Here is a 25,599-nt window from a genome sequence, read left to right as displayed (position 1 = left end):
GTCAATTCAGCGTCCATAGGTTGTTTTTGGGGCCTTTCACTGAACGCATTCGGTCGTTTTTCTCAAAAAGGCTGTGTCGAAATGGCAACAATCGGAAGAATAGAGTTTTCAAACGCATGGCGTACAAGCGCAACATCAGTTAACGATTTCCCAGGGGAAAGTGTCTTGCTGGCCCGGCCAAGTCTGCATTGAAGAATTCCAATGCCGCCAAGGACCTAGCAAGGCAGGTCTGCGCAAGGCAGGCGGGCTAACAATGGCTGTGCGGATCGACGCGATTCCGCGATGAGCTATGGGCCCTGGTTGGGGGTGGACAGGATGTTGCATGTTGGTCGGGCTGGCGCCTTCGGTTTCGACGTGGCGGAGTCGCAGCACCTTCGTGTTCCCGAGGCAGTCCGGCACAGGCTTGCAGCGACGGCTTCGCTGACGGCGCTCGCGGTCGCAGCCGGTATCGGCGACACATTGGCTTCGGGATTGCTGGACGGTCTTGATCCGACGTCCGGAGATGCATCCATCCAATCCGCCGGTGCCCAGCCGGCCATGGTGCCGGTCGGGACAGACGCGACGCACGACTATTTTCTCGATTCACCTTCCGGCAGTGCGACGATCGACCAGCGGATCGGGGCCGCGTTCAGCGGCGACCGCGATGCCGACGTCGGTACGGCCGCCGCCGGTCCGTCCGGGCACGATACCGAGACTTACGCGCTGACGGCCGGCGAGCGCATTCTCAACGCATTCGGCGCAACGTCGGACCCGCTATCGACCGGACCCAAATGGGGCCCCTATATCGACTTCATCGCCCGCCCGGGCACGCCCAGCTCGACGGGTACGGTCGATCTTTTCGTGCCGGTCGCGCAGGCCGACGACTGGCTGGTTTTCCTCAATGCCCGCGGCACCCTGACCAGCGAGCCCTCCCAGGAAGCAGGACTGGGCGGCGGCGTGCGGCACATCGTGCCCGATTTCATCTTCGGCCAGGACACGATCCTGGGCGTTTACGGCTTTGTCGATTTCCGCAATTCGAGCAATGGCAACAGCTTCGTCCAGGGCACGATCGGCGCCGAACTGATTACCGAGCGGTTTGAAGTGCGCATCAATGGCTATCTGCCGGGCTCGCGCACCTACACGGTTGCCGGAACGACCACCAGCGGCATCACCTTGCAGGGCACCAATGTGGTGCTGACGGGCACCTCGCGGCAGGAGCAGGCGCTTCCCGGCTTCGATGTCGAGGCCGGCCTGCGTTTCGAGCTCGATCCCGACACGACGTTCCGGGTCAATGCCGGCTATTACCGGTTTGCGCGCGGCGGCACCAGGGTCGAGGGCGGGCTGGCCCGCGCCGAACTGCAGTTCGACGATCCGTTCGGCTTCGACGGCGCCAGCCTGAGCATTGGCGGCGAACTTCGCAACGACAATTACAACGGCACGCACGGCAATGCGACGCTGCGCTTCCGCATGCCGCTGGGCATATCGCGCAATGGCGGCGACGAGGGCGCGGGTTTCGGCGACATCGACGATCTGATGGTGCGGCCGGTGCAGCGCTTCGACAATGTCGTGGCGCCGGAAGTGGACGGGCCGGTCGAGGACATGGGACCGGTGACCGACGCGGCGACCGGCCAGACGTTGCAGGTCTTCCATGTGGCGCAGACCGCCCAGGGCACGGGCGATTGTTCGAGCGTCCAGAATGCCTGTACCTTCACCGTCGCGCAGTCGCTGGCCGGTGCGGGCGACACGTTCGTCGCCGTCGATGTCGCTGGCGACATCGCATCGGCCTTTGCGCTGAACGCGGCCAACCAGCGGGTCGTCGGCGCAGGAGACACGGGCACGCTAAGCGTGCCGCTGACCGATGCGCTGCAGTCGGTGCTGACGCTGGGCGGGCTTGGCGGCCGGCCGACGGTGGCGAGCGTCGATTTCGGCGCCAATGCCGACCCCTTCGTGCGCGGCATCGCCACCAACGGGGCGGCTGGCATCGGCGGCAACGGTTTCACCGGTATCGCCACCATCGACGACGTGCGCAGCACCAATGGCGGTCTGGCGTTCCAGAACACGGGCGCGACGATCAACGTCTCCAATTCGATGTTCGATGGCGGCGCGGGCATCGGGGTTGCGCTGACCAATCTCACCGGCACGTTCTCGATGACCGGCAGCACGGTCACGAGCGCCGGCGGCGGGTTCCGCATCGAGGGCGGCAACGGCGCGATCAGCCATGACGGCGCGGTCACCCAGACAGGTGCCGCCAGCGCCATCGACATCCGCAACCGGACGGGCGGCACCGTCACCTTCGGCGGCCCGGTCACCGCAAACACAGGCACGGCGACCGGCATCAATCTCCAGAACAATGCCGGCACGATCGCCTTTACCGGCAATCTCGATATCGACACGACCACCGGCACGGGCATCGACCTGAACGGCAACACGGCGCCGGTCAGTTTCGGCGCCATGACGCAGGTGGATGTGGCGGGCGCAGGCACGGGCGTCGATTTCCAGGGCACGACCGGCGGCGCCGTGACCTTCGCCGATCTCGACATCGCGCTCTCCGGTGCCAATGGCACCGCGTTCGACCTCAATGGCGCAACGATAAACGCCAATGTGACGGCCACCGATTTCGATGTGACATCGACCACCGCCGTCGGCACGACCGGCGTCGATCTGTCCGGCACGTCGGGCACCGGCACCGTCCAGCTGGGCGACAGCAATGTCGCGGGACAGAGCGCATCGATCGCCGGCGTCAATGTCGGCGTGCAGTTCAGCGCCGCGTCCAACGCAACCTTCATTTTCGGCGACGGCGAAAGCCCGACCGACCAGGGCTCGACGATTGCCGGAACCACCGCGATCGCCAACGGTTCGGCGGTGACGAACGGCTCTTACGATTTCGACGATGTGATCTTCACCGGCACGCTCGATTTCAACGCTGCCGGCGGCAACGGCCTCGTCTTCGTCGCCGCGACGGCCACCGGCGACGGCTCGGGTTCGGACGTCAACAACCGCGCCAATGTCATCACCGCCGACGCGATCATCACCGCCAACACGACATTCGTACTGATCAATGACGGCGCTGCGATCGACGATGTCGACGGCTTCACGCTGCACAATAACCAGACGATGGCCTCGTTCGGCAACGGCCGCACCTTCGCCTCCAGCGGCCTGATCATTCCGGCCAACTTCACCGGCGTGCCCGGCGCTGGGGCCGTTATCAACGATCCGACCGGCAACGGCGCGGCCACGCTGACCAACACCGGCGCCGGCGACACGCTGACCGCGCTGGGCGCGGTGACGACCCAGGATTTCATCATCGAGAACACGGCCGGCGGCGACGGGCTGGCCGGCACCGGTGCCATCGGCATCACATCCACCGGCCTGACGATCCGCAACATCACCGGCGGCCAGGGCATCGATCTGGACAATGTCACCGGCACGGTCACGTTCAACAACACGACGGTCGCGACGACAGCGGGCAACGGTGTCGACCTGCTCAACACCACGGCCAATTTCACCGGCGGGCTTGATGTGACGACCGCAGACGGTATCGGCTTCAATGCCACCGGTGGCGGCACGGTTGGTGTCGCCAATGCGGGTACGGAGCGGCTTGTCGCCACGGGGACGGGTACGGCGCTCAATCTCGATGGTGTGACGGTTGCGGCCGGCGGCATCAATTTCGATCAGGCGACGACGGCGGGCACCTCGACCGGCAGCGGCATCGACATCAATGACGCAATGGGCGGCACGATCACGCTGGCCAGCGTCAACATCGACGGCACGGCGGTCACCACCGGCCTCGACATCTCGGGCAATGCCCGCACGTCCAATGTCGTGGTCTCGGGCGGCACGATCGCCAACGGCGCGCGGATCAACGGCACCGGCGCGGGCACCGTCCAGATCGACGCCAACATCTCCGAGAACGCCGGTTACGCGGTGCAGGTCGCCAACCGCAACGGCGCGTCTGGCGCGATCACGGTGGGCGGCACGGTGACCAGCGCCACCGGCGCGGTCTCGCTGCAAAACAACACCGGCGGCAATGTCACCTTCAACGGCACGATCACCGGCACCGGTTCCAACAATGCCGGTGCGATCAACATCGATACCACCACCGGCGGCACCGCGACATTCGCCGGGCTTGTCGACATCGATGTGACCGGCGCGGGCACCGGCGTGTCCATCGCCAATTCCAATGCGGGCGGCACCTTCGATTTCACCGGCGGGCTGGATATCGACTCCGTCAACGGGACCGGCTTCGAGGCCTTGAGCGGCACGATCTCCGTGGCCGCGACCGGCGGCGACGAGAGCGTGACGACGACCGCCGGCCAGGCCATCAACCTCAACGGCGTGACCATCGGCGCGGCCGGCGTCAGTTTCGACAATCTGTCGTCGGCCAACAGCGCCGGGCGCGGCGTCAATCTGGATACGATCGCCGGCACCTTCACGGTCACCGGCACGACATCGGTCACCGGTTCGACGACCCAGGGCGTGCGTGTGGTCAATTCCACCGCGGCGGTCAATCTGGGCACTCTGAATGTCAGCGGCACCACGGGCACCGCGGTGCTGATCGAGAACAATGGCGGCGGTTCTTTCACCGCCACCGGCGGCACGGTGACCAAGGGCGGAACCGGCGAGGCGCTTGACATCAATGGCGGCGCGATGACCGTCAATTTCGGCGCCAACATCAGCCACACCTCCAATGGCGGCGACGCGGTCTCGATCCGGGGCGGCACGACCGGCAACATCACCGTGTCGGGCACGATCGCCAACACGACCGGCGGACGCGCGATCGACATCAACACCGTGACAGGCGGCACGGTCAGCTTCACCGGCGCGACCATTACCGATACCATCGGCATACAGATCGCCAACGTGGCCGCTGGCGCCAACGTCGCCTTTTCCGCCGGAACAACGGTCACGCTGAATAGTCCCGCCAATACCGGCATCAACCTGTCGGACAATGCCGGTGCGATCGCCTTCAACGGCGCGGTCGACATCAACAATGCCGGCGCCGGCGGCATTGCGCTGGTCAACGCCAATGCCAATGTCAGTTTCGGCCAGGTCGATATCGAGATGGCAGCCGGGGCTGCGAACGCCGATGCGATCTCGATCGCCGGAACGCCGGGCACGGTGACCTTCGGTGTCACCACGATCACCAATGTGGGCGCCGCGGCAAACCAGAAGGGCATCGATTTTTCAACGGCGACGCTGGGCGGCACGGTCAGTTTCCAATCCGTCGCCATTTCGGGACCCGACACGTCGACCAGTTCCATCGGCGTCGATCTGACCGGCGTGCTGGGCAACCAGATCGTCAATCTGGGCAGCCAGATCGACCCGGCCGGTGGCCCGTCCAGTTCGATCACCGACTTGCATCGCGGCGTGGTCATCGACAACACGGCCGCGGTCCAGTTCACCTTCGGCGACGGCGAGAGCGGCAGCGACACCGGATCGTCGATCAACGTCAACGGCCAGGCCGGCGCCTTCACCGTCGATGTGGGCGGCGGCACGCTGGCGGCTTCCAGCTTCGATTTCAACGATGTGATGTTCGGCGCCGGCGACAGCGCCAACCTGCCCGGCGCGGCTGGGTCGGCGGTGTTCGTCAGCCAGACGGGCGGCGTGATCGCCGCCGGCACGCACGGGCTCAACGTTTCGACCGGCGGCGGCCTGAACACGATCACGGTCGCTGCGGCAGAAGCGCTTGCCGATGCGGACCAGACGTTCGTGTTTGTCGCGCACACGGCTGGAGGGACGATCGATGTCACCGGCGGCGGCGCGGACGGTTTCACGCTGAAGGACGGCCAGTCGCTCGACGGCTTCGACGACGGCCGCGTGATCGCGTTCGGCACCACGCAGCCGGCCAATGTGGAGGGCAATCTGGGCGCCACCGGCGGCACTGTCACGCAGAACACGGTCATCGCCAGCAACTCCAATGGCGGAGCGACCTCGATCGTCGCGACGGCGGCAGGTGCAGGCAATTCGACCATCCGCAACACGGTGTTCGACGGGGTGGGTCTGGGCGCGGGCGATGCGGCGATCTCGGTCAATGGCGCCGCCAATGCGGTGACCATCAACAATGTCGAGATCACCAATATCACGCCGAGCGGAACGGGCATCGCGCTCAACAACAATGCAGGTGGCGTCGCGCTGACCGATGTCGATCTGACCGCGCAGGTCGCCGCCAATGTCGGCCGCGCGCTTTCCATCGATGCCACGGGCGCATCGACCGGCGCAATCACGGTGGACGCGGCATCCGACATTGACGGCACGACCGGCACCGTCGTCTCCATCGGCGCGGGCGCGCGCAATGTCACGTTCAACGCGGCCATCAACGCGGCGAACAACGTCGACAATGTGATCGACATTGCCAGCCAATCGGGCGGCGCCATCCAGTTCGGCGCGGTGACATCGGCCAATGCGACCGGTGAGAGCGTTATCGAAGTGACTGCCCACAGCGCTGGCACGCTGACCTTCGGCAATGTGGCGATCACCGGCTACGGCAATGGCGGCACGGACACTGCGATCGAGCTGACCGGCCCCGGCGGCAGCACCGGTTCGGTGACATTTGCCGACCTCGACGTCGCCACGGCCAACGGCGCGGGACTTACCGCCAGCGGCGCAGGACTGTCCGTGTCTGCGACCTCCGGCGACTTCAACATCACCGGTGGCCCGGCGGTCAATTTGAGCAGCGTTCGGGCGCTCAATTTCGCCCTGACCTCGATCACGGCCAATGGCAGCGGCACCGTCGCCGACGGGGTCGTGCTTTTCAATCTTGCCGCCAACTCGAGCTTCGCCGTCACGGGCACGACCACGATCGACAATTACACCGATGCCGGCATCCAGATCACGAACCTGGGCAGCAACAATCAGGACATCGATTTCGCCGCCACCGACATCAACCGGACGGCGGCCCAGGCAACCGGTCGCGGCATCGTGATCGACAGCATCGGCGGCACCGGCGTCGATATCGATTTCGGCGCCACCCGAATAGGGCTGGGCGGAACCACCACGACGCTCGGCGTTCTCGTCAGCGGTGTCGGTGCCGGCGCAACCGGCTTCGGCACCGATTTCGCGTCGCTGACCACAAACCAGGCCCGGACCGGCTTCTGGGTGGACAATGTGGATATTGCCGGCGCCGCGGTCGGCGTGACGGGCACAACGACCATCGACAATGCGGTGCTGGACGGCATCCGGATCGAGAATTCGGCCGGCAATGTCACATTCGGCGGCACGACGACGATCAGCAATGCCGTCGGCTTCGATGGCGACGGCGTCGATCTGGGCACCAGCGCAGGCGGCGCGAACACCGGCACCTACACGTTCAACGGCGTCGACATCACCGTGAACGGCGTCGGCGCGTTCGGTTTCCGTGCGACCGACTCGGGTACGGTGACCGTCAACGATCCGGGTGGCACCAACCAGATCACCTCCAACAACGGCACGGCGGTGTTCATCAACCCGACGGTCACAAACATCACGCTGCAGAACGTGACCTCGACCAATTCGACCGACTCAGGCGTCGAGATCGATCTGGGCAGCGCCGGCTCCACTTTCACGGTCACGGGCACAACGACCATCACCAACTCGACCAACGCCGGCATTCACGTCAACGCCTCGGACGGTACGATCAGTTTCGGCAACACGGTCATCGACAATACGGGCACTGCCGGCGGTGGTGTTCAGATCGACGGTGCCGGCAACCGGACAGTCAGCTTCACCGGCGGTCTCGACATCGACACGACGACCGGCACCGGTTTCATCGCTGACGGTTCCGGCGGCTCGCTGACGCTCAACGTCGCCAATGCCGGCACCGAGACGATCAACACGACGACGGGCCAGATCTTGAACCTCAATCAGGTCACAATCGGCACCGGGGTCAATTTCGACACGTTGCAGAACAGCGGCTCGGTGGCGGGCGACGCGATCTTCCTGTCGGATGTGGATGGCGGCGCTTTGAGCGGCGGTGCGGTGACCAGCGCCGGGACGACCGGTGGCGGCACGCGCGACGCCATCGAGATAACCGGAGGTTCGACCTCCAATATGAGCTTTGCATCGGCGACGATCGACAATGCAAGCGGAATAGGCATCAGAATTCTCGATCCGGCGGGAACCGTAACCTTCACAACCGTGGACATCGACGGCGGTGGATTCGGTCTTTTTGTCGGCGAAACCGGTGGCTTCGCGCCGACAGGCACGGTTAACATCAATGGCGGCACATTCGGCGCAACCGCCACCCAGTCAAATAGCGCTCTTCTCATCAATGGTGGCGACACCACCGTCAATATCGCCGCGAACGTGACCCATAGCGGCGCTTCTGGCGCCGGCGCGAACGTGATCAACCGCAGTGGCGGTAATGTCACCATTAGCGGTTCAGTGACGACGACGGGAACGAGCAGTGGAATCAGCGCCGGCAGCAACACTGCCGGCACCGTCGATTTCCAGGGCAACCTGAACCTGTCCGGTGCCAATGCCGCGATTTCGGTCGCAGCCAACACCGCAGGCACCTATACCTTCTCGGGCGCCAGCAAGGTGGTCAACAGGACCGGTGCGACCGGCGCGGCCGGCGCGGCCGTGGCGGTTGGAGACAATGGCACGTCGACCATCAATTTCACCAATGGCGGACTGGCCATCACGACGACCGTCGGCAGGGCGTTCCGGGCGGCCGGCGGCGGCACTGTCAATGTCTCGGGCCTGGGCAACACGATCCAGACGACGAGCGGAATGGCCATCGGCGGCTATTTCAATGCTGCGCTCAACGCCACATTCGCCAGCGTGAACGTGAGTGCCATCAGCGGCGATCGCGCCATCGACCTGCAAACCGTCTCCGGAAGTCTGACCGTTCAAGGCGGCACGATCACGAATACGGGCAACTTCCAGGCCATCAGGATTGGTTCTGCCGGGTCGAACACCAGCGGCGGCAACGCGACGATCAACATCGCAACGAACGTCAACTCGTCCGGCGCGACCGGTCTGGCCGCCGAAGTGGCCGAACTGACGGGCGGTTCGGTCACGCTTTCGGGCAATTTCACCGACAACAACGCCACTGGGGGCGGCCTGCTTGTCAGCGGCATCAACAATGGTACGGCCGCGACGGTGACCTTTTCGGGCACCACCAAGCAGGTCAATACGGTCACGAACGCGGGTGTCGTCGTCACCGGCAATACCAACGGCACGGTCAATTTCACCAATGGCGCGCTGGATATCGACACCACTTCCGGCACGGGTTTCAGCGCCACCGGCGGCGGCACGGTGACGGTTCAGGATGCCGGCAACACAGTGAATTCGACGGGCGGGACGAGCATCACGATCTCCGGGACGACGATCGGCGCGGCGGGCGTGACGTTCCAGAGCGTGACCCAAAATGGCGGAACCAACGCCATCGTGCTGAACAATACGGGTGCGGGCGGGTTTACGGTGACGGGAACGGGCACAACGGACGGCTCGGGCGGCACGATCCAGAACGTAACGGGCAACGCCATTCAGCTGACCAACGCCAGCAATGTCGACCTGCGCAACATGAACCTGACCAATGTGGCAACGACGCAAGGCGCGGGTTCATCCGTGTTCGGCGGCAACATCGCGAACTACAATGCGGGAGTGAAGCTGACCAACGTTGCCAATCTGACGCTCAACAATCTTGATATCAATGGCAACAACAATGCCGGTCAGGTGGGCATTTCCGGTCAATCTGTTTCCGGGTTGACGATCACCGATACGACCGTCGAGGCCTTCGGCAATGCGGCTGGAGAGGACAACATCCAGTTCCAGGGCCTGACGGGCACTGTGACCATCACCAACCTCATCAACCGGGATACGGGCAGCGATCTGTTTGCCATCGACAATACCGGCGATGGGGGAACCGCCGCCGGTGGCAACCTGACCATGACGGTGACCGGATCGACCTTCCAGGAAACATTGGCCGGTGTGGGAGCGGGTGGTCTCCGCGTGAACACAAGCAATGCCGGAACGACGAATGTCTCGGTCAACACGTCCATATTCGGCAACGGCACAGCGTCGGGGGCTGCCGGCGGTCTGCAGGGCACCGGCCTGGAACTGGACGTCGGTCGTGGCCATGTCGGCACGCTGACCGTCGAGGACAGCACGTTCAATGGCATGAATGTCGCAATCTCCGGTACCCTGGATTCAGATGGCGTCGGCGCCGGGCCACAGCTTACGGTCAACATCCGCGATGGCGCCGATGCGGGAGGGGCTGGCAACACCATTACCGGCATCCGCTCCAATGCGATCAACCTGTTCACCAACGGCACGCTTGGGCCCGGTGTCGGCACACTCCGCGCCACGATCACCGACAACACGATCGGCACGCTCGGGACGGCCGGGTCGGGATCGCAACTGGGCAGCGGCATCCGTGTCGGCAACGAGGGCGGCAGCACCATGACCGTCAACATCAACAACAACACGATTCAGGAGATCGCAAGTTTTGAAGGCGTGTTCGCCTCTAACAACGTGATGGCGGGAACCAGCAACATCACCATCACCAACAACGTCTTCAGGGAACATGACTTCGACCGGCCGATCCAGGTTGCCAACACAATTGCAGGCGGTACAACATGCTCCAATATTTCCGGTAATTCATTCTCCGGAACAATTGATGGAGCACCCTTTGGTGCAGGTTCCCGCATCATTCGAGTTCGACAGACTGCAGGTACGCATAACTCTGTTCAGACAAGCGGTGCCAATATACAGGCTGTGAATGGCGGAACCGGTATTGTAACGGTTACTGGCACAATCAACTTCGGCAGTGCTGCCTGCACATTGCCATAGGCGCGACGGTCTGCCCAACTTTTCCGGCAATGCCTTCTTCGGCACAATCCGAGGCGATACGCCGTTCAACGCCACAACCGGCGTCATGCGCCTGCGGCAGACCGCCGGCACGATCAGTTTCGGTGTGGCACCCTGTGCGCTGCCATAGGCCGTAGAGGCCGACACGGACCGTAGGCCAACACGCCGGCTCCGCCCCGTGTCATCCTGGCGCCGGCGGGCGCCTTGCCTTGTCGACGCCTGAAAGCTCGGCAATGCGAGACGCTCGTGGTCGCGGTGTATCCGCGTTGGCCGGCATCCCCCGCAGGGTGCGTTGCACCTTCCGATAGAAGAGTGTTCCGATACCCGGCAAAGGCGACAAGTCATTGCAGTGCAACAAATAATCTTCAAATATTTCATTGACAGTAAGGGCGATTGTCATGCAGCCTTCAAAAAAGACAGCCAGTAAAAAATGACATAATGCTGACAAGTAGGCTTGGCTGACCAGTTTCGCCGAGGGGTTTCCGAATGTCCGAACCGTTCCTTGCCGAAGTTCGCATAATGGCGTTCAACTTTCCGCCTCGAGGCTGGGCTTTCTGCGATGGGCAGATTCTGCCGATCAATCAGAACCAGTCGCTCTATTCTCTTTTGGGCACCACCTATGGCGGCGACGGGCGAACGAGTTTCGCTCTGCCCGATCTGCGCGGACGCACGCCGATGCATACCGGCCGCTCCAATGGCGGCCAGTTCCACACCGAGGGGCAGAAGAGCGGTGAGGAAACCCACGCGCTTGCGGCCAACGAGATGCCGCAACACACGCACAATGTTGAGGCGTCGTCGACCGACGGAAACTCGATCAACACGACCGGCGCCGTTCTCGCGCGAGAGGTCGGCGGGCCATACTCCGCGTCGGCGAGCAATCTGGCAAACCTGCGATCCGGCACCATCGCAAACGTGGGCGGCGGCCAGTCGCACGAAAACATGCAGCCCTACATCGCCGTCAATTTCTGCATCGCCCTGCAGGGCCTGTTTCCCTCGCGCAACTGATCGGCGCCAGTACGTTACCAAGGGCTTGGGAGGGCCGCGAACATGTCCGAACCTTTCGTCGGAGAAATCCGGATGTTTGCGGGCAATTTTGCCCCGCGCGGCTGGGCCTTTTGCGATGGCCAGCTTTTGGCCGTGTCGCAGAACGATGCGCTGTTCTCGCTTCTGGGCACCATCTATGGCGGCGATGGCCGCACCACCTTCGGCTTGCCGGACATGCGCGGGCGGCTGCCGATCCACGCCGGCCACGGGCCGGGCCTTTCGGAACGCCGGCTGGGCGCGAAAGGTGGCGCCGAGAAGGTCACGCTTACGGTCAACCAACTGCCAAGCCATACCCATCCCGAGCAGGGAACGACCAGCAACGCCAACTTGCCCGATCCTTCCGGCAACCGACTTGGCACCAGTACGGTGCTCGAACCTTTCAGCGCGACAGAGGCGCTTGACGTGAACATGGCCGCGACGGCGGTCTCCCGGACCGGTGGGAGCCAATCGCACACGAATCTGATGCCGTATCTGTGCGTCCATTTCATCATCGCGCTGTTCGGCATCTATCCGAGCCGGCACTGAGGGAGACGCACCATGTCCGAACCGTTCACCGCCGAGATTCGCATCTTTGCCGGCAATTTCGCGCCGCGCGGCTGGGCGTTCTGCAACGGCCAGCTGCTGCCGATTTCGCAGAACACGGCCCTGTTTTCGCTGATCGGCACCACCTATGGCGGTGACGGCCGGTCGACCACCGCACTGCCGAACATGCAGGGGCGTGCGCCGATGCATCCCGGCCGCGGGCCGGGGCTGACATCGCGGCGCCTGGGCCAGCGCGGCGGCACCGAGATGGTGACGCTGAGCGAAGCGCAAATGCCCAACCACAACCACACGATGCGCGCGTCGGGCGAAAATGGTGAACAGGGCACGCTGGCGGCCAATGTTGCCTTGGCAAGGTCAAGGGGCGGTTCGCTTTACCAGTCGAACACATCGGCAAATCTCGTGCCGATGGCGGCGCTGCCAAATGCCGGCGGCAGTCAGGCCCACAACAATTTGCAGCCCTTTCTGGTGATGAACTTCATCATCGCGCTGGTCGGGCTTTACCCGTCGCGCGGCTAGCCGACCGACAAGACGGACATCAGGGAGCGCGACCATGAGCGACGCCGAACGCACCGAAATCGACCTTGAAGACGAAACCGGCCTGCCGGCCGCTGGCGAACTGGAAGAGACGCCGTTCGCCGAACTGTCGCGGCTGATGGTGGTCGGGCTCGACGTCAATCAGGGCAACAAGCCCATGTGGACCGCGCAGACCGCGCCGAACGGGCCGTGGAGCGGCACATGGGCGACGATCAACGATAACGCCTATATCGTGCTCGGCACCGGCTCGACCACCGATGGCCGTGTGGCTTTTGTCGCGCAGACCAAGGATGCGCCGCTTGCGGTGCACTATATCGACGAGGCGCCGCAGGGGCCCGGCGGCGCCGAGCGCTGGAACGCGCCTGTGAGCCTTGGCATGCCGGACGGGCTTGCCGGGTTTCATGTGCTCGCGATGACGCGCGACGCCGACGGGCGGATCGAGATTTTCGGTGTCGACGATTCCGGCGGCAATGTCTGGTGGATCTATCAGAACCCGCCCAAGATCGTCGACAAGACCGAGCAGATCACGCCGCCCGGCCAGACCGAACCGATCACCGTGCATGTCAAGGTGGCCGAGCCGCCCGACGAGCCGTGGAGCGCCTGGATTCCGTTGCCCGGTGAGCACGTGTCGTCCATCGCCGTCACCAACAACGCCGATGGCCGCGTTCTTGTGATCGGGCTGGGGCAGGATCCCAAGGACCGCGCGGTCTATGTCAACCAGCAAAAGACCGGCACGGCGCTGGCGGCCGGCGACTGGACCGGCTGGGTCCGGATCGATGACGCGATGAGCGGCGGCGCCGGTTCGGTGCCGACCGCCGTTCTCGACCGGCAGGGCGCGGTCAACATCTTCATGGTCGGCAATCTGGCCGAAGTGGTGCAGATCCGGCAGGATCCTCCCGGTGGTGAGGGCTGGAGCGAATGGGTGCGGCCCGGCATGACGGGCGGCGTCATCTTCAATGTCACCTCGGCGATCGACGGTGACGGGCACATTTCGCTGATGGCCGTCGGCGAGCATGCGCAGCTCTATTACAAGCAGCAGGTCGATTCGCTGCTGCAGCAATGGACGGCCTGGGAGCAGGTCGGCAAGGTCGAGGATTTCGGCCTGATGAAGATGGACTACAATGCCGATGGCCGGCTGACCTATTTCCAGGGCATGAGCAAGACCAACAGCCTGAAGATCGTCACCCAGTTCGTCACCGATTCGACGAGCTGGTCCGCCGGATGGTCGATGCTGGCCGACAATGGCATCTTCACCTATGGCGTCGTGCGCGACCTGACACCCCCCGAGACGAACTGACATGCCGACACATGCGCCGGCGGCCGGCGGGGCGCCCGCCGCGCGGACGCTGCCGCATCTGCCGCGCGCCGCCGCAAACGGCCTGGCCTTCCGCCGCATCGCCGACGCCGACATGGGGTTTCTGTCCGCGCTCTATGCCGCCACCCGCGCCGAGGAGGTCGCGCCGCTCCCGTGGAGCGATGCGCAGAAGGCGGCATTCCTCGACCAGCAATTCCAAGCCCAGCACGCCCACTATATGGAGCACTATCCGGATGCCGACTGGCTGATCGCCGAGCGCGGCGGCGCGCCGGCCGGCCGGCTCTATCTGGAGCGCTGGCCCTCGGAGATCCGGGTCATCGACATCGCCCTGATGCCCGATGTTCGCGGGCAGGGGCTCGGCCGCGCCATGATGGAGGACGTCATCTCGCTGGCCGGCGCCGGCGGCCTCGGCGTCGGCATCCATGTCGAAAAGAACAATCCGGCGATGCGGCTTTACGAGCGCCTCGGCTTCACGCCGCGCGAGGACAAGGGCGTTTACTGGCTGATGCGCAGGGACGCCGACTGAGCGGCGACGAAGCTCGCCGTCAGGTGAACACCGCCTCATAGAGCATGCCCGAGGCGTCCTCGCCGACGGGCACCAGGAACAGGTCGATCGGCCCGTCATCCTCGAACACCAGATGGTGCGTCGCCTGGTCGACCACCGGTTCGCGCGGGCCGCGCAGCACCACCGAAAAGGCGCCGCCCTCGCGCTGCGATTGGCCCATCGGGTTGATCTCGGCGATCTCGAGCGGCATCGACTCGCCTTCGGCGACGAGTTTCACCGCGCTTTGCCGGCGCGCCTCGAAGTCCGCGATGGTGATGTCTTGCATGTCGGGCCAGGAAGTCATGGGTGCGGGCCTTTGCGTTCGCCGTGTCCGGGCCGCCAGCATAGGCGGTTTCGCGCCCATGCAAAACCGCTAACCGTCCGCCGAACCGCCTTGCCGCCCAAGTCGCAGCGCGACCCTTCCAACCGCCCCATATCTCGCCCATAGTCGACTCGTTTGGCCGGAAGGAACGGGACATGGCATCTGGCACGCAGGGCGGGACCATCACCATCGTGCGCGGGCGGCTGTTGTGGTTTCACCACGAGCCGCTGGGTGCCGACGACGAAGCGTCCTTCATCCTGATCGAGGATGGCGGGCTGGTCTGCCGCAACGGCCGCATCGCCTGGGTGGGCGACTGGTCCGACCTGCCGGCCGACCATCGCGGCGCGGATTATGCCGACCATCGTCCGCACCTGATCGTGCCGGGCTTCATCGATCCGCACATCCACTTCCCGCAGGGTCAGGTGGTGGCTTCCTATGCCGGCTCGCTCCTGGAATGGCTGAACACATACACCTTCATCGAAGAGCAGAGATATGGCGATCCGCGCTTCGCCGCCACGATGGCCAAACGCTTTTGCGACATGCTGCTGGCGCACGGGACGACGACATGCGTTGCCTTCGGCTCGGTGCACAAGGGGTCGGCGACCGCGCTTCTGGCCGAAGCGGCAACGCGCAACATGCGGTTGGTCACCGGCAAGGTGATGATGGACCGCAACGCGCCCGAGGCGCTGACCGACACCGCCCAGTCCGGCTATGACGACACCAAGGCGCTGATCGCCGACTGGCACGGCGAAGCACGGCTGGAAGTCGCGATCAGTCCGCGTTTCGCGCTGACCTCGACGGATGCGCAAATGGAGGCGGCCGGGGCGCTGGCGCGTGAGCATCCCGAATGCCTGATCCAGACGCATCTGTCCGAAAACCATAGCGAGATCGAAGCGGTGGAGGCGCTGTTTCCCGACGCTGCCGACTATACCGATGTCTATGAGCGCTTCGGCCTTCTGACCGGCAAAAGCCTGATGGGCCACTGCATTCACCTGAGCGCGCGCGAGATCGGGCGCATGGCCGAGACCGGTGCGGTAGCGGTGTTCTGCCCGACCTCCAATCTGTTCCTGGGCAGCGGCCTGTTCGATCTCGACCGCATCAAGGGCGACGGCGTGCGGCATGCGATCGCCACGGACATTGGCGGCGGCACATCATGGTCGCTGCTGAAGACACTCGACGAAGGCTACAAGGTGCTGAACCTCCAGGGCCATCGCTATCATCCGATGCGTGCCTTTTGGCAGGCGACGCTGGGCAATGCGGAAGCCATCGGCATGGCGGACAGGATCGGGACGCTCGACGCGGGCACCGAAGCCGATTTCATCGTGCTCGATGCACGGGCGACCGAAGCGATGGCGTTGCGCATGGAAACAGTCGAGACGCTGGCAGAGGAACTGTTCGTCCTGCAGACGCTCGGCGACGACCGGGCGGTGACGGCGGCCTATGTGGCGGGACGGCCCGCGGGCCGTGACTGACGTGACGCCGTTGCAGGGCTTTGGCAGTCTCGCACCATTGTGGTTGATCGGTTGAGGTTCTTGACATGGCACGGCACTGGACTGTCGCGGCGACACTTCTGGCATCGGCGGGCGCTGCAGGCGCTGCGGGCGCCAATCAGATCGGCACGCCCGACCACGTGGAACAGGCTTCGTTTCGCGGTTGCGGCTGGTATGTCGTTCTCGGGTGCGGCCAGGACCGGTCGGCCCTCGTCGACCGGATGAACTATTGGGGCGGCCCGATGGCCGGCGGCGGGGCGGGATTGGACGTCATCGACACCGGCGACTATCCGAACTTCCGCAACGGTTTCTTCTGTCTGGTGGATGGTCCCTACGGTCATCGCGAAGCGGCGCAGTCCGTTGCCTGGACCGAGGCGGTTCCGGACGCCTATGTGAAGAGCGGTTGCTAGAGCATCTAATCGGCGGACGTCGCCCGGCCGATGCTTCTTGACTGATTTTGGTCGGGTTTCTCTCGCCCGCTTGATTCACGTCAATGTTGTGCGATACCTTGCAATACAACTATTGATCGTTCAGTTGGAGGAGGACGTGATGATTAGGTTTCTTGTTATTCTTGTTGCGCTGAGCGTTTTCGCGCCCACGCTCGCCAATGCTCACGGCGGCGGCTGCAGAAAGAGCTCACCCCCCGGCCAATGCTGTCATATGGACAACCGCGCTGGCTCTGTTCACTGCCACTAGGCCCGGCCGGGCTCACGCCACCGCGTAGCCCACTTCCTCGCTGGCCTTTCGAAGTGCGTGCCAGAAGGCGCGGGCGTAGGAGCGGAAGACGATGATGTCGAAGGCATCCTCGCCGACGCGCTGGATCTGCGCGAAGATCTCGTGGTGCCTGGTCGCCAGGCCCTTTTCCAGCGGGAAAGCGTCCGACCTGAAATCGATCGGAAAGAGCTTCGACAGCGCCCGGCGTGATTGCCTCCCGTCGATGCGCAACACCGTGCGGCCATGCGACAGGTCGACGACGGTGCCGTTCTCACCCACCGCCTTGGCCAGCGCTTCGGGCAGGGCGGGATTTTGGGCGACCACGCTCCAGCGCCCCGGCGCGTGCTGGAACGCCTGCGCGTCTTCGGCAATGGCGTCCTTCGTCTTGGTGACAGACGCACCGGATGCGCGCTTGATGGCGTTTGCCGCCTTGGTTTCGCTGCCTGGCCACGCGCAGACATCGCAGATGGCCAACGCAAAGCGTTCGGTGAGCGTGACCCGGGCGCCGCGATCGAGATTGCCGAACTCGCCCTGCTCATAGTGGCCGGCGAGCGGGCTTTCGGCGGCATCGGTGATGACCGGGGTCGAGACGAAGGGTTCAGCCATGCATCCGCTCCCCCTTCGGGTCGACCATGTGTTGGCTGACGATCTCGATCGGGATGTGCGTGCCCGAGCGCACCGGATCGGTCGCGTAAAGATGCTGGCCGATCCTGTTGCCGCCATCCTCGACCAGCGCGAGACCCACATAGGCGTTGATCTCGGGCGAGAAGGCCATCGCGGTCAGATGGCCAAGGCCGGGGCCCGGTCCGTCGCGGTCGCCGGCGACCACATGGGAGCCGCCGTGCAGCTTTTCACCCGAGCGCGAGACGACGCCGACCAGCGTCCAGCGGCTTTGGTCCGTCAGGCCCTCGCGGTTCATCATGGCCGAGCCGACGAACGGCTTTTTCGATGACAGCATCCAGTCGAGATGCAGATCGCGCGCCGTGGTGCGTCCGTCGATCTCGGCGGCGGTGACATGGCCCTTTTCGATGCGCAGCGTGCCCAGCGCCTCGAGCCCGTAGGGTGCGATGGCGAAAGGTTCGCCGGCCGCCATCAGCGCTTCCCAGACATGGGTGCCGTGATGGGCGCCGCAATAGACCTCATAGGCCAGTTCGCCGGAGAATGAGAGGCGGCAGATCATCACCGGCACGCCGGAAACCGCGCCGTGGACAATGCCCATGAAGGGCAGGGCGTCGTTGCCGACATCGGTCCCGGTGACGCATGCGGCCAGCACGTCGCGCGATTTCGGCCCTGCGATCGCCGCGCCGGCCCACTGGTCGGTCACCGAGGTGACATGGACGCGCATGTCCGGCCAGTGGACATCGAGGCACAGTTCGAGATGGCTCATCACCTTGCCGGCATTGGCCGTGGTGGTGGTTATCAGGAAACGGTTCTCGGCGAGGCGCCACGTGGTGCCGTCGTCCATGGCGAACCCGTCCTCGCGCAGCATCAATCCGTAGCGCGCCTTGTTGACGGGGAGCTTTGCAAAGCCGTTGGTGTAGACGCGGTTGAGGAAGTCCGCCGCGTCAGGCCCCTGAATGTCGATCTTGCCCAGCGTCGACACATCGACGAGGCCTGCACCGGATCGCACGGTCTTCGCCTCGCGCACATAGGCCTGTTCGACGGTCTCGCCGGGCCGGTTGTAGCTTTCGGGCCGCTCCCAGTGGCCGGCGGCATACATGCGCGCGCCATGGTCTCCATGCCAGTCGTGCATTGGTGTCAGCCGGTGCGGGAACAGATCGCCATAGCGTTCCGCGGCGATCGAGCCCAGGGACGCAGCGGTATAGGGCGGGCGGAAGCGCGTGGTCCCCACGTCCGGGATCGGCTTGCCGAGCGCGTCGGCCATGATGGCCAGGCCCGGCACGTTGGAGGTCTTGCCCTGGTCGGTCGCCATGCCGAGCGTCGTGTAGCGCTTGAGATGCTCGACCGAGCGGAAGCCCTCGCGATGGGCGAGGCGCACATCGTCGGCGGTCACATCGTGCTGGAAGTCGACGAACGCCTTGCCCGGATGCCCTATCTCGAAGACCGGGGCTGGGGCAGGGGAGAGATCGTGATCGAAATCCAGATCGCCGGCGGCCGCGCCATGGACCGACCAGTGTGCGTCAGGCTTGGGCGGCAGGAAGGCTTGCAGGGCATCATCCCAAACCGGATTGGCGCCGGCCTGGCTCGCCAGATGGACGACCGGCGACCAGCCGCCCGAGACGAGCAGGCAATCGGTCTCGATCTCCTCGGCGCCGCCCGAAAAGCTTCGCGTCTCGTGATTGTAACGGGCGACAGAGATCGACTTGAGCCCCTTGGCACCGCTCGTGCCGACCACCGCGTGGCCGAGCTTCAGGGCGCCGCCGGCGCGGTCGGCCAACCGTTGCGCTGCGGCGCCGATCTCCGGCCGGACATCGACGATGGCGCGAACGTTGGCGCCCGCATGGCGCAGGGCCGCGGCGGTCGCATAGGCGCTGTCATTGTTGGCAAAGACCGCCAGATGCTGGCCGGGCAGCACGCCGAACGTCTCCGTATAGCGCCGGCCCGCGTCGGCCAGCATCACGCCGGGCCGGTCGTTACCGGGGAAGACGATGGGGCGTTCCAGCGCGCCTGTCGCCAGCGCGACGTGCTCCGCGCGGATCACCCAGTGACGCTGGCGCGGCGCGCCTTCGGGCGCCGTCTTCAGATGGTCGCTGACGCGCTCGGTCGCGGCCAACATGTTGCCGTCATACCAGCCCCAAACCGTCGTGCGCGTGAGCAGCGTGACATTGGGTCGTGATTCAAGCGATTCGACGATCTGTCTGATTTCAGACTCTTTTTTGCCATCGGCCGCGCCGCCCCATCGCGGCTCCAGTTCGCAGACGATGACGTGCCTGCCGGTCTCGGCCGCTTCATGCGCTTGTTTAAGTCCGGCGAGGCCACCGCCGATGACAAGCACGTCGCAGAAGGCGTTGATGCGCTCATAGCGGCTCTTGTCGGGCGCCGTGCCCGGCCGGCCAAGCCCTGCCGCGCGGCGGATGACATGCTCGCACATCATCCAGAAACGCGTTCCCTTCAGCGGGCCGATCACCGGACCCATGAAGGTCTTGTAGTAGAACCCGGCGGCGAGCGCCTTGCCGCCGAGCTGGTTGATCGCCATCAGATCGTTGTCGAGCGAGGGCCACCGGTTCTGGCTTTCGACCGCAAGCCCGTCGAAAATCTCGATCTCGGTGGCGCGCACGTTCGGCTCGCGCACGCCGTCCGTGGTGACCGTGAACAGCGCGTTCGGCTCATCGACGCCGAAGGCCATCAGCCCGCGCGGGCGATGATATTTGAACGAGCGGCCCATCACGCGCACGCCATTGGCCAGCAGCGCGGAGGCGAGCGTGTCGCCGGCAAGGCCGAAATATTGCCGGCCATCGACGGTGAAGCCGACCGTGTCGGTTCGGTCGATGGCCGTTCCGCCTTCTGCGCACCGATGGCTGGTCATGGGGCGGCCTCGCGTGTGGCGGCGGCGAGCCCCCACCCCTTACCCCTCCCCCATAAATGTGGGAGGGGGGGCGTGGTCATCGCACACGCATTGCCGATTTCTGAGCCGGGCGATGGTTCTGGCCGAGAAGGCGGTAGGGCCGAGGTCTTCCCTCCCACGCTTGCGGGGGAGGGATGAAGGGTGGGGGCGAGGTCAATCGGAGAACTCATGCCTTCGCCCCCGGCATGGTCACGTCAGATATCGCGTGCGTCACCGTGTTCCGGACAATGCGCAGATGCCGGCGGCAGCCGCCGGCATGCTGCCAGATTTCGGCATGATCGCCGGCGGGGTTGGTGCGGTCATAGACAAAAGCGTTCCAGGACGACTGATCGGATGCCGCCGGATCGGGCCGTGCAGCGAGATTGTCCGCATCGCCGCAATAGGCGAATTCGCTCAGATCGCGCGGACCGCAGAAGGGGCAGGGGATGATCATGTCTTTCCCTCATCCTGAGGTGCGAGCATCCCATCCCTCGCCCTTCGAGGCTCGCTGCGCTCGCACCTCAGGATGAGGGGATGGGATGCGAACCTCGAAGGACGAGGGAGAGGAATCGTCGACATGCTCAATGCTTCCACGGTGTCGCTCCCTGGCCCTTTTCGTCGATGACATAGCCGCGGTGGAAGCGGTCGAGCGTGAAGGGGGCATTGAATTCGTGCGGCTCGTCCCGGGCGATCGTGTGGGCGAAGCACCAGCCCGAGGCGGGCGTTGCCTTGAAACCGCCATAGCACCAGCCGGCGTTCAGATAGAGGCCGGGCAGGGGGCCCTTGGCGATGATGGGCGAGCCGTCCATCGACATGTCCATGATGCCGCCCCATGAGCGCAGCAGGCGGAGTTTCGCAAATGCCGGGAACAGCTCCAGCACCTCGCTCATCACGTCTTCGACGATCGGCAGGTTGCCGCGCTGTGCGTAGGAATTGTAGCCGTCAATGTCGCCGCCAAAGACGAGCGAGCCCTTGTCGGACTGCGAAATGTAGAGGTGCCCGCCGCCATAGGTGACCACCGTGTCGAGGCAGGGCTTGACGCTTTCGGTGACAAACGCCTGCAGCACATGGCTTTCGATCGGCAGCCGGTTGATGCCGGCCAACGCCATGACGCGCGATGTCGAGCCGGCGACGGCGGCAGCCACCTTGCGCGCGTGAATGCGGCCGCGGCTCGTCTCTACGCCGGTGACCTGATCGCCCTCGCGGACAAAGCCCGTCACTTCGCAGTTTTCGATGATGTCGACGCCACGCCGGTCGGCGCCGCGCGCATAGCCCCAGGCGACGGCATCGTGCCGGGCCGTTCCGGCGCGCGGCTGTTCGAGCCCGCCAAGGACCGGAAAGCGCGACGAGCCCGACAGGTTCAGCGCCGGCACGCGGCGCTTGAGTTCGGGCGGCCGCACGAAGCGCGCATCGACGCCCTGCAGGATCATCGCATTGCCGCGCCGGGCATGGTCGTCTTCCTGGGCCGGCGTGTGGAACAGGTTGATGATGCCGCGCTGGGAGAACATCACATTGTAGTTGAGTTCGTGCGAGAGGTTCTCCCACAGCTTCATCGAATGCTCGTAGAAAGGCGTGTTGCCGGGCAGCAGGTAGTTCGAGCGCACGATGGTGGTGTTGCGGCCGATATTGCCGGAGCCGACCCATCCCTTTTCGAGAACGGCGACGTTGCGGATGCCGAACTCGCTGGCCAGATAATAGGCCGTCGACAGCCCGTGCCCGCCGCCGCCGATGATGATCACGTCATAGGCCGGCTTTGGTTCGGGCTTGCGCCAGGCCGGCTTCCAGTCACGGTTTCCGGTCAGAGCGTTCTTCACGATGGAGAGGGCAGAATATTCCGCCATGGATGAAGGACCTTTCGGCACGCCGCCCGCAATCTGCATCAGCGCGGCGTTTCGTGCATGATACAAATTCGCCGTCCGATGACGTTCCCGCGACGGTCATTGACCGTCAAGCCATCTTTCGACTCCTTCCAGATGTGATATGCGTGTGCGCATGATCTGGTTGCGCACTTTTCTCCTCTGCCTTTCTCTTTCGATCCTGGTCATTCCGGTGCAGGCCCAGCCCGTCGGCAGCGGAGCCGAAACGCCGGTCGTCGCGCTCACCCGCGACGTCGAGCGGCTGATCAACGATATCGAGGAGAGCGCGAACGACGATGCGCGGCTGGCGGAGATCGCGACCGAACTGACCGCCTTGCAGGACGATCTGCTTGCGGCGGGTGTCGCGCTGACGCCGCGCCTTTCCACCGTGCGGGGCCGCCTCGACCAGCTCGGTCCTGCGCCGCCGGAAAGCGAGCCGGCCGAAGCCCCCGACAGGCTGGACGAGCGTGATGCGCTGACCGCCGAGCGGGCGCTGATCAACGATCTGATCGGGCAGTTGGAGGCCCAATCGATCCGGGCGCGCAACGGCGTCGACCGGATCGCCGAGCGCCGGCGGACCTTGTTCACCGACACGCTTTCGCGCCGATACGACATCACCAGCGCATTCAGTCCGCAGCTCATCGCCGATCTGGCCGAACGCAGTGCGGCGCTGGAAAGGCGGGTTGCGTCATGGGCCAGCTTCACCTGGCGCACCAAGCAGAACACCGTTCTGGCAAGCGTGTTCATGATCCTTGCTCTGGCGTTGGTGGCGATCCGGGCCTCGCGCAGGACCATCGTCATCTGGATCGAGCGGGCCGAGGGCGACGATCCGCCGACCTATTTCGCGCGGATGACCAACGCCTTCTGGTACACGCTGATGCCGACGCTGGCGTTCTGGGCGTTCCTGGCGATCTCGCTTCTGGGTCTCGACCAGGCCGGCCTGATGCGGCCGGATATCCTGTTCATACTGACGCGATTGCTGGTCGGCGTTGCGGCGGTCGTTCTGGTCTGGCGCCTGTCCGAAGCGGTCTTCGCGCCGTCGAAGCCCAACTGGCGGCTGATCGGCGTGACCGACAAGGCCGCCCGTTCGCTCAAGGCGTTCTTTGTCGCCATGGCGACGGTGACGGTCATCGATACCGTCATCGAACAGGTCAACACGATCGTCGGCGCATCGCTGCCGATCACGGTGGCGCGCAGCCTGATCACCAGCCTCGCCGTGGGCGCGCTGCTCGTCGTGATCGCCTTTCTTCGCCCGTTCCCGCCCCATGCCGGCGCGGTGTCGGACGATGTGGCCGCCGATGCCGCGGCCCGCCCATGGCCGGGCTGGGTTAAATGGCCGCTGGTGGCGTCGGGCCTGCTGCTGATCGGCGCGGCCCTGGCCGGCTATATCGGCTTTGCCCGCTTCGCCGCCCAGCAGATCGTCATCACGGGCGCCATCCTTGCGACGGTCTATCTGGGTCACCGGGCGGCGCAGGCGATCGCGCAGGACCATGCCTTTGGGCAGTCGCGGCTGGGCACGGCACTCACCCGGAGACTGTCGCTTTCGGAAACCTCCGTCGACCAGTTGGCGCTGGTGCTCGGCATGGCGCTGTCGGCGATCGTCTTCCTCGTCGGGCTTCCGGTTCTGGCGCTGCAATGGGGTTTTCGCTGGCCTGAAATCCGCGCCTTCGGCGCGCGCTTCTTCACCGACATTCCGGTCGGTTCGATCTCCATTTCGCTCACCTCGATCGCCGCCGGCGTCGTGCTGTTCTTTGTCGGCTATCTGGTGACCAAGCGTTTCCAGCGCTGGCTCGACGGCAGCGTGCTCGAGCGCAGCCGGGTCGAGCCGGGCGTGCGCAACTCCATCCGAACCGCAATCGGCTATGCGGGGATCGCCGTCGCCGCGCTGATCGGCGTTTCGGCCGCCGGGCTGGACCTCAGCCAGCTGGCACTCGTCGCCGGCGCCCTGTCGCTGGGCATCGGTTTCGGCTTGCAGAACATCGTCTCCAACTTCGTCTCGGGCCTCATCCTTCTGGCCGAACGGCCCTTCAAGTCCGGCGACATCATCGAGGCGGGCGGCTATACCGGCACGGTCACCAACATTTCGGTGCGGGCGACCGAGATCCAGCTCTTCGACCGCAAGACGCTGATCCTGCCCAATTCGGAACTGATCAATTCAGCGGTGTCCAACTGGATGCACCGCAACACGTTCGGGCGCGTCACGGTTTCGGTCGGCGTCTCCTATGGCAGCGACCCGCAACAGGTGCACGATCTGCTGCTGGAGATCGCCGCCGACCATCCGCGCATTCTGGGCAATCCCGAACCGTTCGTCTCGTTCGACGATTTCGGGGCGTCCTCGCTGGATTTCACGCTGTACGGTTTCCTGTCCGACATCGGCTACGGGCTGACGGTTCGCACCGAACTGCGCATGGCGATCTTCGAGCGCTTCAAGGCGGCGGGCATCGAAATCCCGTTCCCGCAGCGCGATGTCAATCTGCGCATGGTGCAGCCCGAGGCGGACGTTCCGGTCGAGCTGCCGCAGGAGCCGTTCGGTGAGATCGAAGCGGGCGAAGCACGCCGGCCCGATGACAGTTGAACGATTGCCGTTTCGGTTCTAGGTTGGCGCCATGTCTGAAAAGCGACATGTTTTCCGGGCGATAACCGTTCTGGCGGTGTCCGTCCAAATCGCATCGCCGGCTCTGGCCGCTTCGCTGACCAATCAGGACAGCGAGCCACGCACGCTTGTCGTCACGGAAAACGGGGTGAAATCGGAACTGGTTATCGGCGCGGGGCAGACGGTGTCATTCTGCGCCGCGGGCTGTTTCATCACCTTGCCCAATGGCGATCGCGCCGCGCTGGCCGGCTCCGAATCCGTCGAATTGCTCGGCTCGGATGCCATCATCAGCCAATAGGCAGCATTTGACGATAATGCCTTCGCAGGCATTCAGCATGCGCTAACCATCACCGCCGATAAGCGGCGCTTCAA

The 25,599-nt window shown here is 64.7% G+C and carries 15 protein-coding genes; 10 read left to right on the top strand and 5 right to left on the bottom strand.

The window, feature by feature from the left end:
- The first annotated feature begins 315 nt into the window (after window positions 1–315).
- From DEM25_RS14115 to DEM25_RS14090, 6 genes are all read left to right on the top strand, one after another.
- The gene (locus tag DEM25_RS14115) at window positions 316–10,749 is read left to right on the top strand and encodes an inverse autotransporter beta domain-containing protein (protein ID WP_147393330.1); all 10,434 of its coding nucleotides are present in this window, start codon (window positions 316–318) and stop codon (window positions 10,747–10,749) included.
- 504 nt (window positions 10,750–11,253) lie between these two features.
- Window positions 11,254–11,772: a phage tail protein gene (locus tag DEM25_RS14110; RefSeq protein ID WP_109766360.1), complete on the top strand. Its 519-nt coding sequence runs from the start codon at window positions 11,254–11,256 to the stop codon at window positions 11,770–11,772.
- A gap of 42 nt (window positions 11,773–11,814) precedes the next feature.
- Entirely contained in the window at window positions 11,815–12,336 is a 522-nt protein-coding gene (locus tag DEM25_RS14105; RefSeq protein WP_109766359.1) for a phage tail protein, read from the top strand.
- Window positions 12,337–12,348: 12 nt separating this feature from the next.
- Complete coding sequence (locus tag DEM25_RS14100) at window positions 12,349–12,870, top strand: phage tail protein (RefSeq protein WP_109766358.1); 522 nt, start codon at window positions 12,349–12,351, stop codon at window positions 12,868–12,870.
- Between the two features lie 34 nt (window positions 12,871–12,904).
- Entirely contained in the window at window positions 12,905–14,185 is a 1,281-nt protein-coding gene (locus tag DEM25_RS14095) for a DUF8189 domain-containing protein (RefSeq protein ID WP_109766357.1), read from the top strand.
- A 1-nt stretch (window position 14,186) separates the two neighbouring features.
- A complete protein-coding gene (locus tag DEM25_RS14090; protein ID WP_109766356.1) occupies window positions 14,187–14,729 on the top strand; it encodes a GNAT family N-acetyltransferase in 543 nt (180 codons plus the stop codon).
- Between the two features lie 19 nt (window positions 14,730–14,748).
- Here DEM25_RS14090 and DEM25_RS14085 read toward each other — a convergent pair whose 3' ends face one another.
- The gene (locus tag DEM25_RS14085; RefSeq protein WP_120222764.1) at window positions 14,749–15,051 is read right to left on the bottom strand and encodes a DUF6916 family protein; all 303 of its coding nucleotides are present in this window, start codon (window positions 15,049–15,051) and stop codon (window positions 14,749–14,751) included.
- A 173-nt stretch (window positions 15,052–15,224) separates the two neighbouring features.
- On the opposite strand from DEM25_RS14085, the gene guaD reads away from it, so the two are divergent.
- Window positions 15,225–16,541, top strand: a complete 1,317-nt coding sequence (guaD, locus tag DEM25_RS14080) for a guanine deaminase (protein WP_109766354.1) — start codon at window positions 15,225–15,227, stop codon at window positions 16,539–16,541.
- A 65-nt stretch (window positions 16,542–16,606) separates the two neighbouring features.
- Window positions 16,607–16,969 carry a hypothetical protein gene (locus DEM25_RS14075; RefSeq protein WP_109766353.1) on the top strand — a complete coding sequence of 121 codons (363 nt, stop codon included), beginning with the start codon at window positions 16,607–16,609 and terminating at the stop codon, window positions 16,967–16,969.
- 298 nt (window positions 16,970–17,267) lie between these two features.
- Here the strand turns inward: DEM25_RS14075 and DEM25_RS14065 are convergent, their stop codons facing one another.
- The 4 genes from DEM25_RS14065 to DEM25_RS14050 form a co-directional block, all read right to left on the bottom strand.
- Window positions 17,268–17,879 carry a sarcosine oxidase subunit gamma family protein gene (locus DEM25_RS14065; protein WP_109766351.1) on the bottom strand — a complete coding sequence of 204 codons (612 nt, stop codon included), beginning with the start codon at window positions 17,877–17,879 and terminating at the stop codon, window positions 17,268–17,270.
- Complete coding sequence (locus DEM25_RS14060; RefSeq protein WP_109766477.1) at window positions 17,872–20,760, bottom strand: 2Fe-2S iron-sulfur cluster-binding protein; 2,889 nt, start codon at window positions 20,758–20,760, stop codon at window positions 17,872–17,874. Before DEM25_RS14060 ends, DEM25_RS14065 begins: the two co-directional genes overlap by 8 nt.
- A gap of 205 nt (window positions 20,761–20,965) precedes the next feature.
- Complete coding sequence (locus DEM25_RS14055) at window positions 20,966–21,232, bottom strand: sarcosine oxidase subunit delta (RefSeq protein ID WP_109766350.1); 267 nt, start codon at window positions 21,230–21,232, stop codon at window positions 20,966–20,968.
- Window positions 21,233–21,359: 127 nt separating this feature from the next.
- On the bottom strand, window positions 21,360–22,619 hold the full coding sequence (locus DEM25_RS14050) for a sarcosine oxidase subunit beta family protein (RefSeq protein ID WP_109766476.1): 1,260 nt from the start codon (window positions 22,617–22,619) through the stop codon (window positions 21,360–21,362).
- 151 nt (window positions 22,620–22,770) lie between these two features.
- Between DEM25_RS14050 and DEM25_RS14045 the strand changes: the two genes are divergently transcribed.
- Complete coding sequence (locus tag DEM25_RS14045) at window positions 22,771–25,209, top strand: mechanosensitive ion channel domain-containing protein (RefSeq protein ID WP_158585275.1); 2,439 nt, start codon at window positions 22,771–22,773, stop codon at window positions 25,207–25,209.
- A gap of 31 nt (window positions 25,210–25,240) precedes the next feature.
- Window positions 25,241–25,525, top strand: a complete 285-nt coding sequence (locus tag DEM25_RS14040; RefSeq protein ID WP_245412921.1) for a hypothetical protein — start codon at window positions 25,241–25,243, stop codon at window positions 25,523–25,525.
- Window positions 25,526–25,599 lie beyond the last annotated feature (74 nt).

This window comes from Oceaniradius stylonematis (assembly GCF_003149475.2).
GTDB classification, from domain to species: domain Bacteria; phylum Pseudomonadota; class Alphaproteobacteria; order Rhizobiales; family Rhizobiaceae; genus Roseitalea; species Roseitalea stylonematis.
The sequence above is the reverse complement of the archived record's forward strand: the minus strand, read 5'-3'. Positions and strand labels throughout refer to the sequence as shown.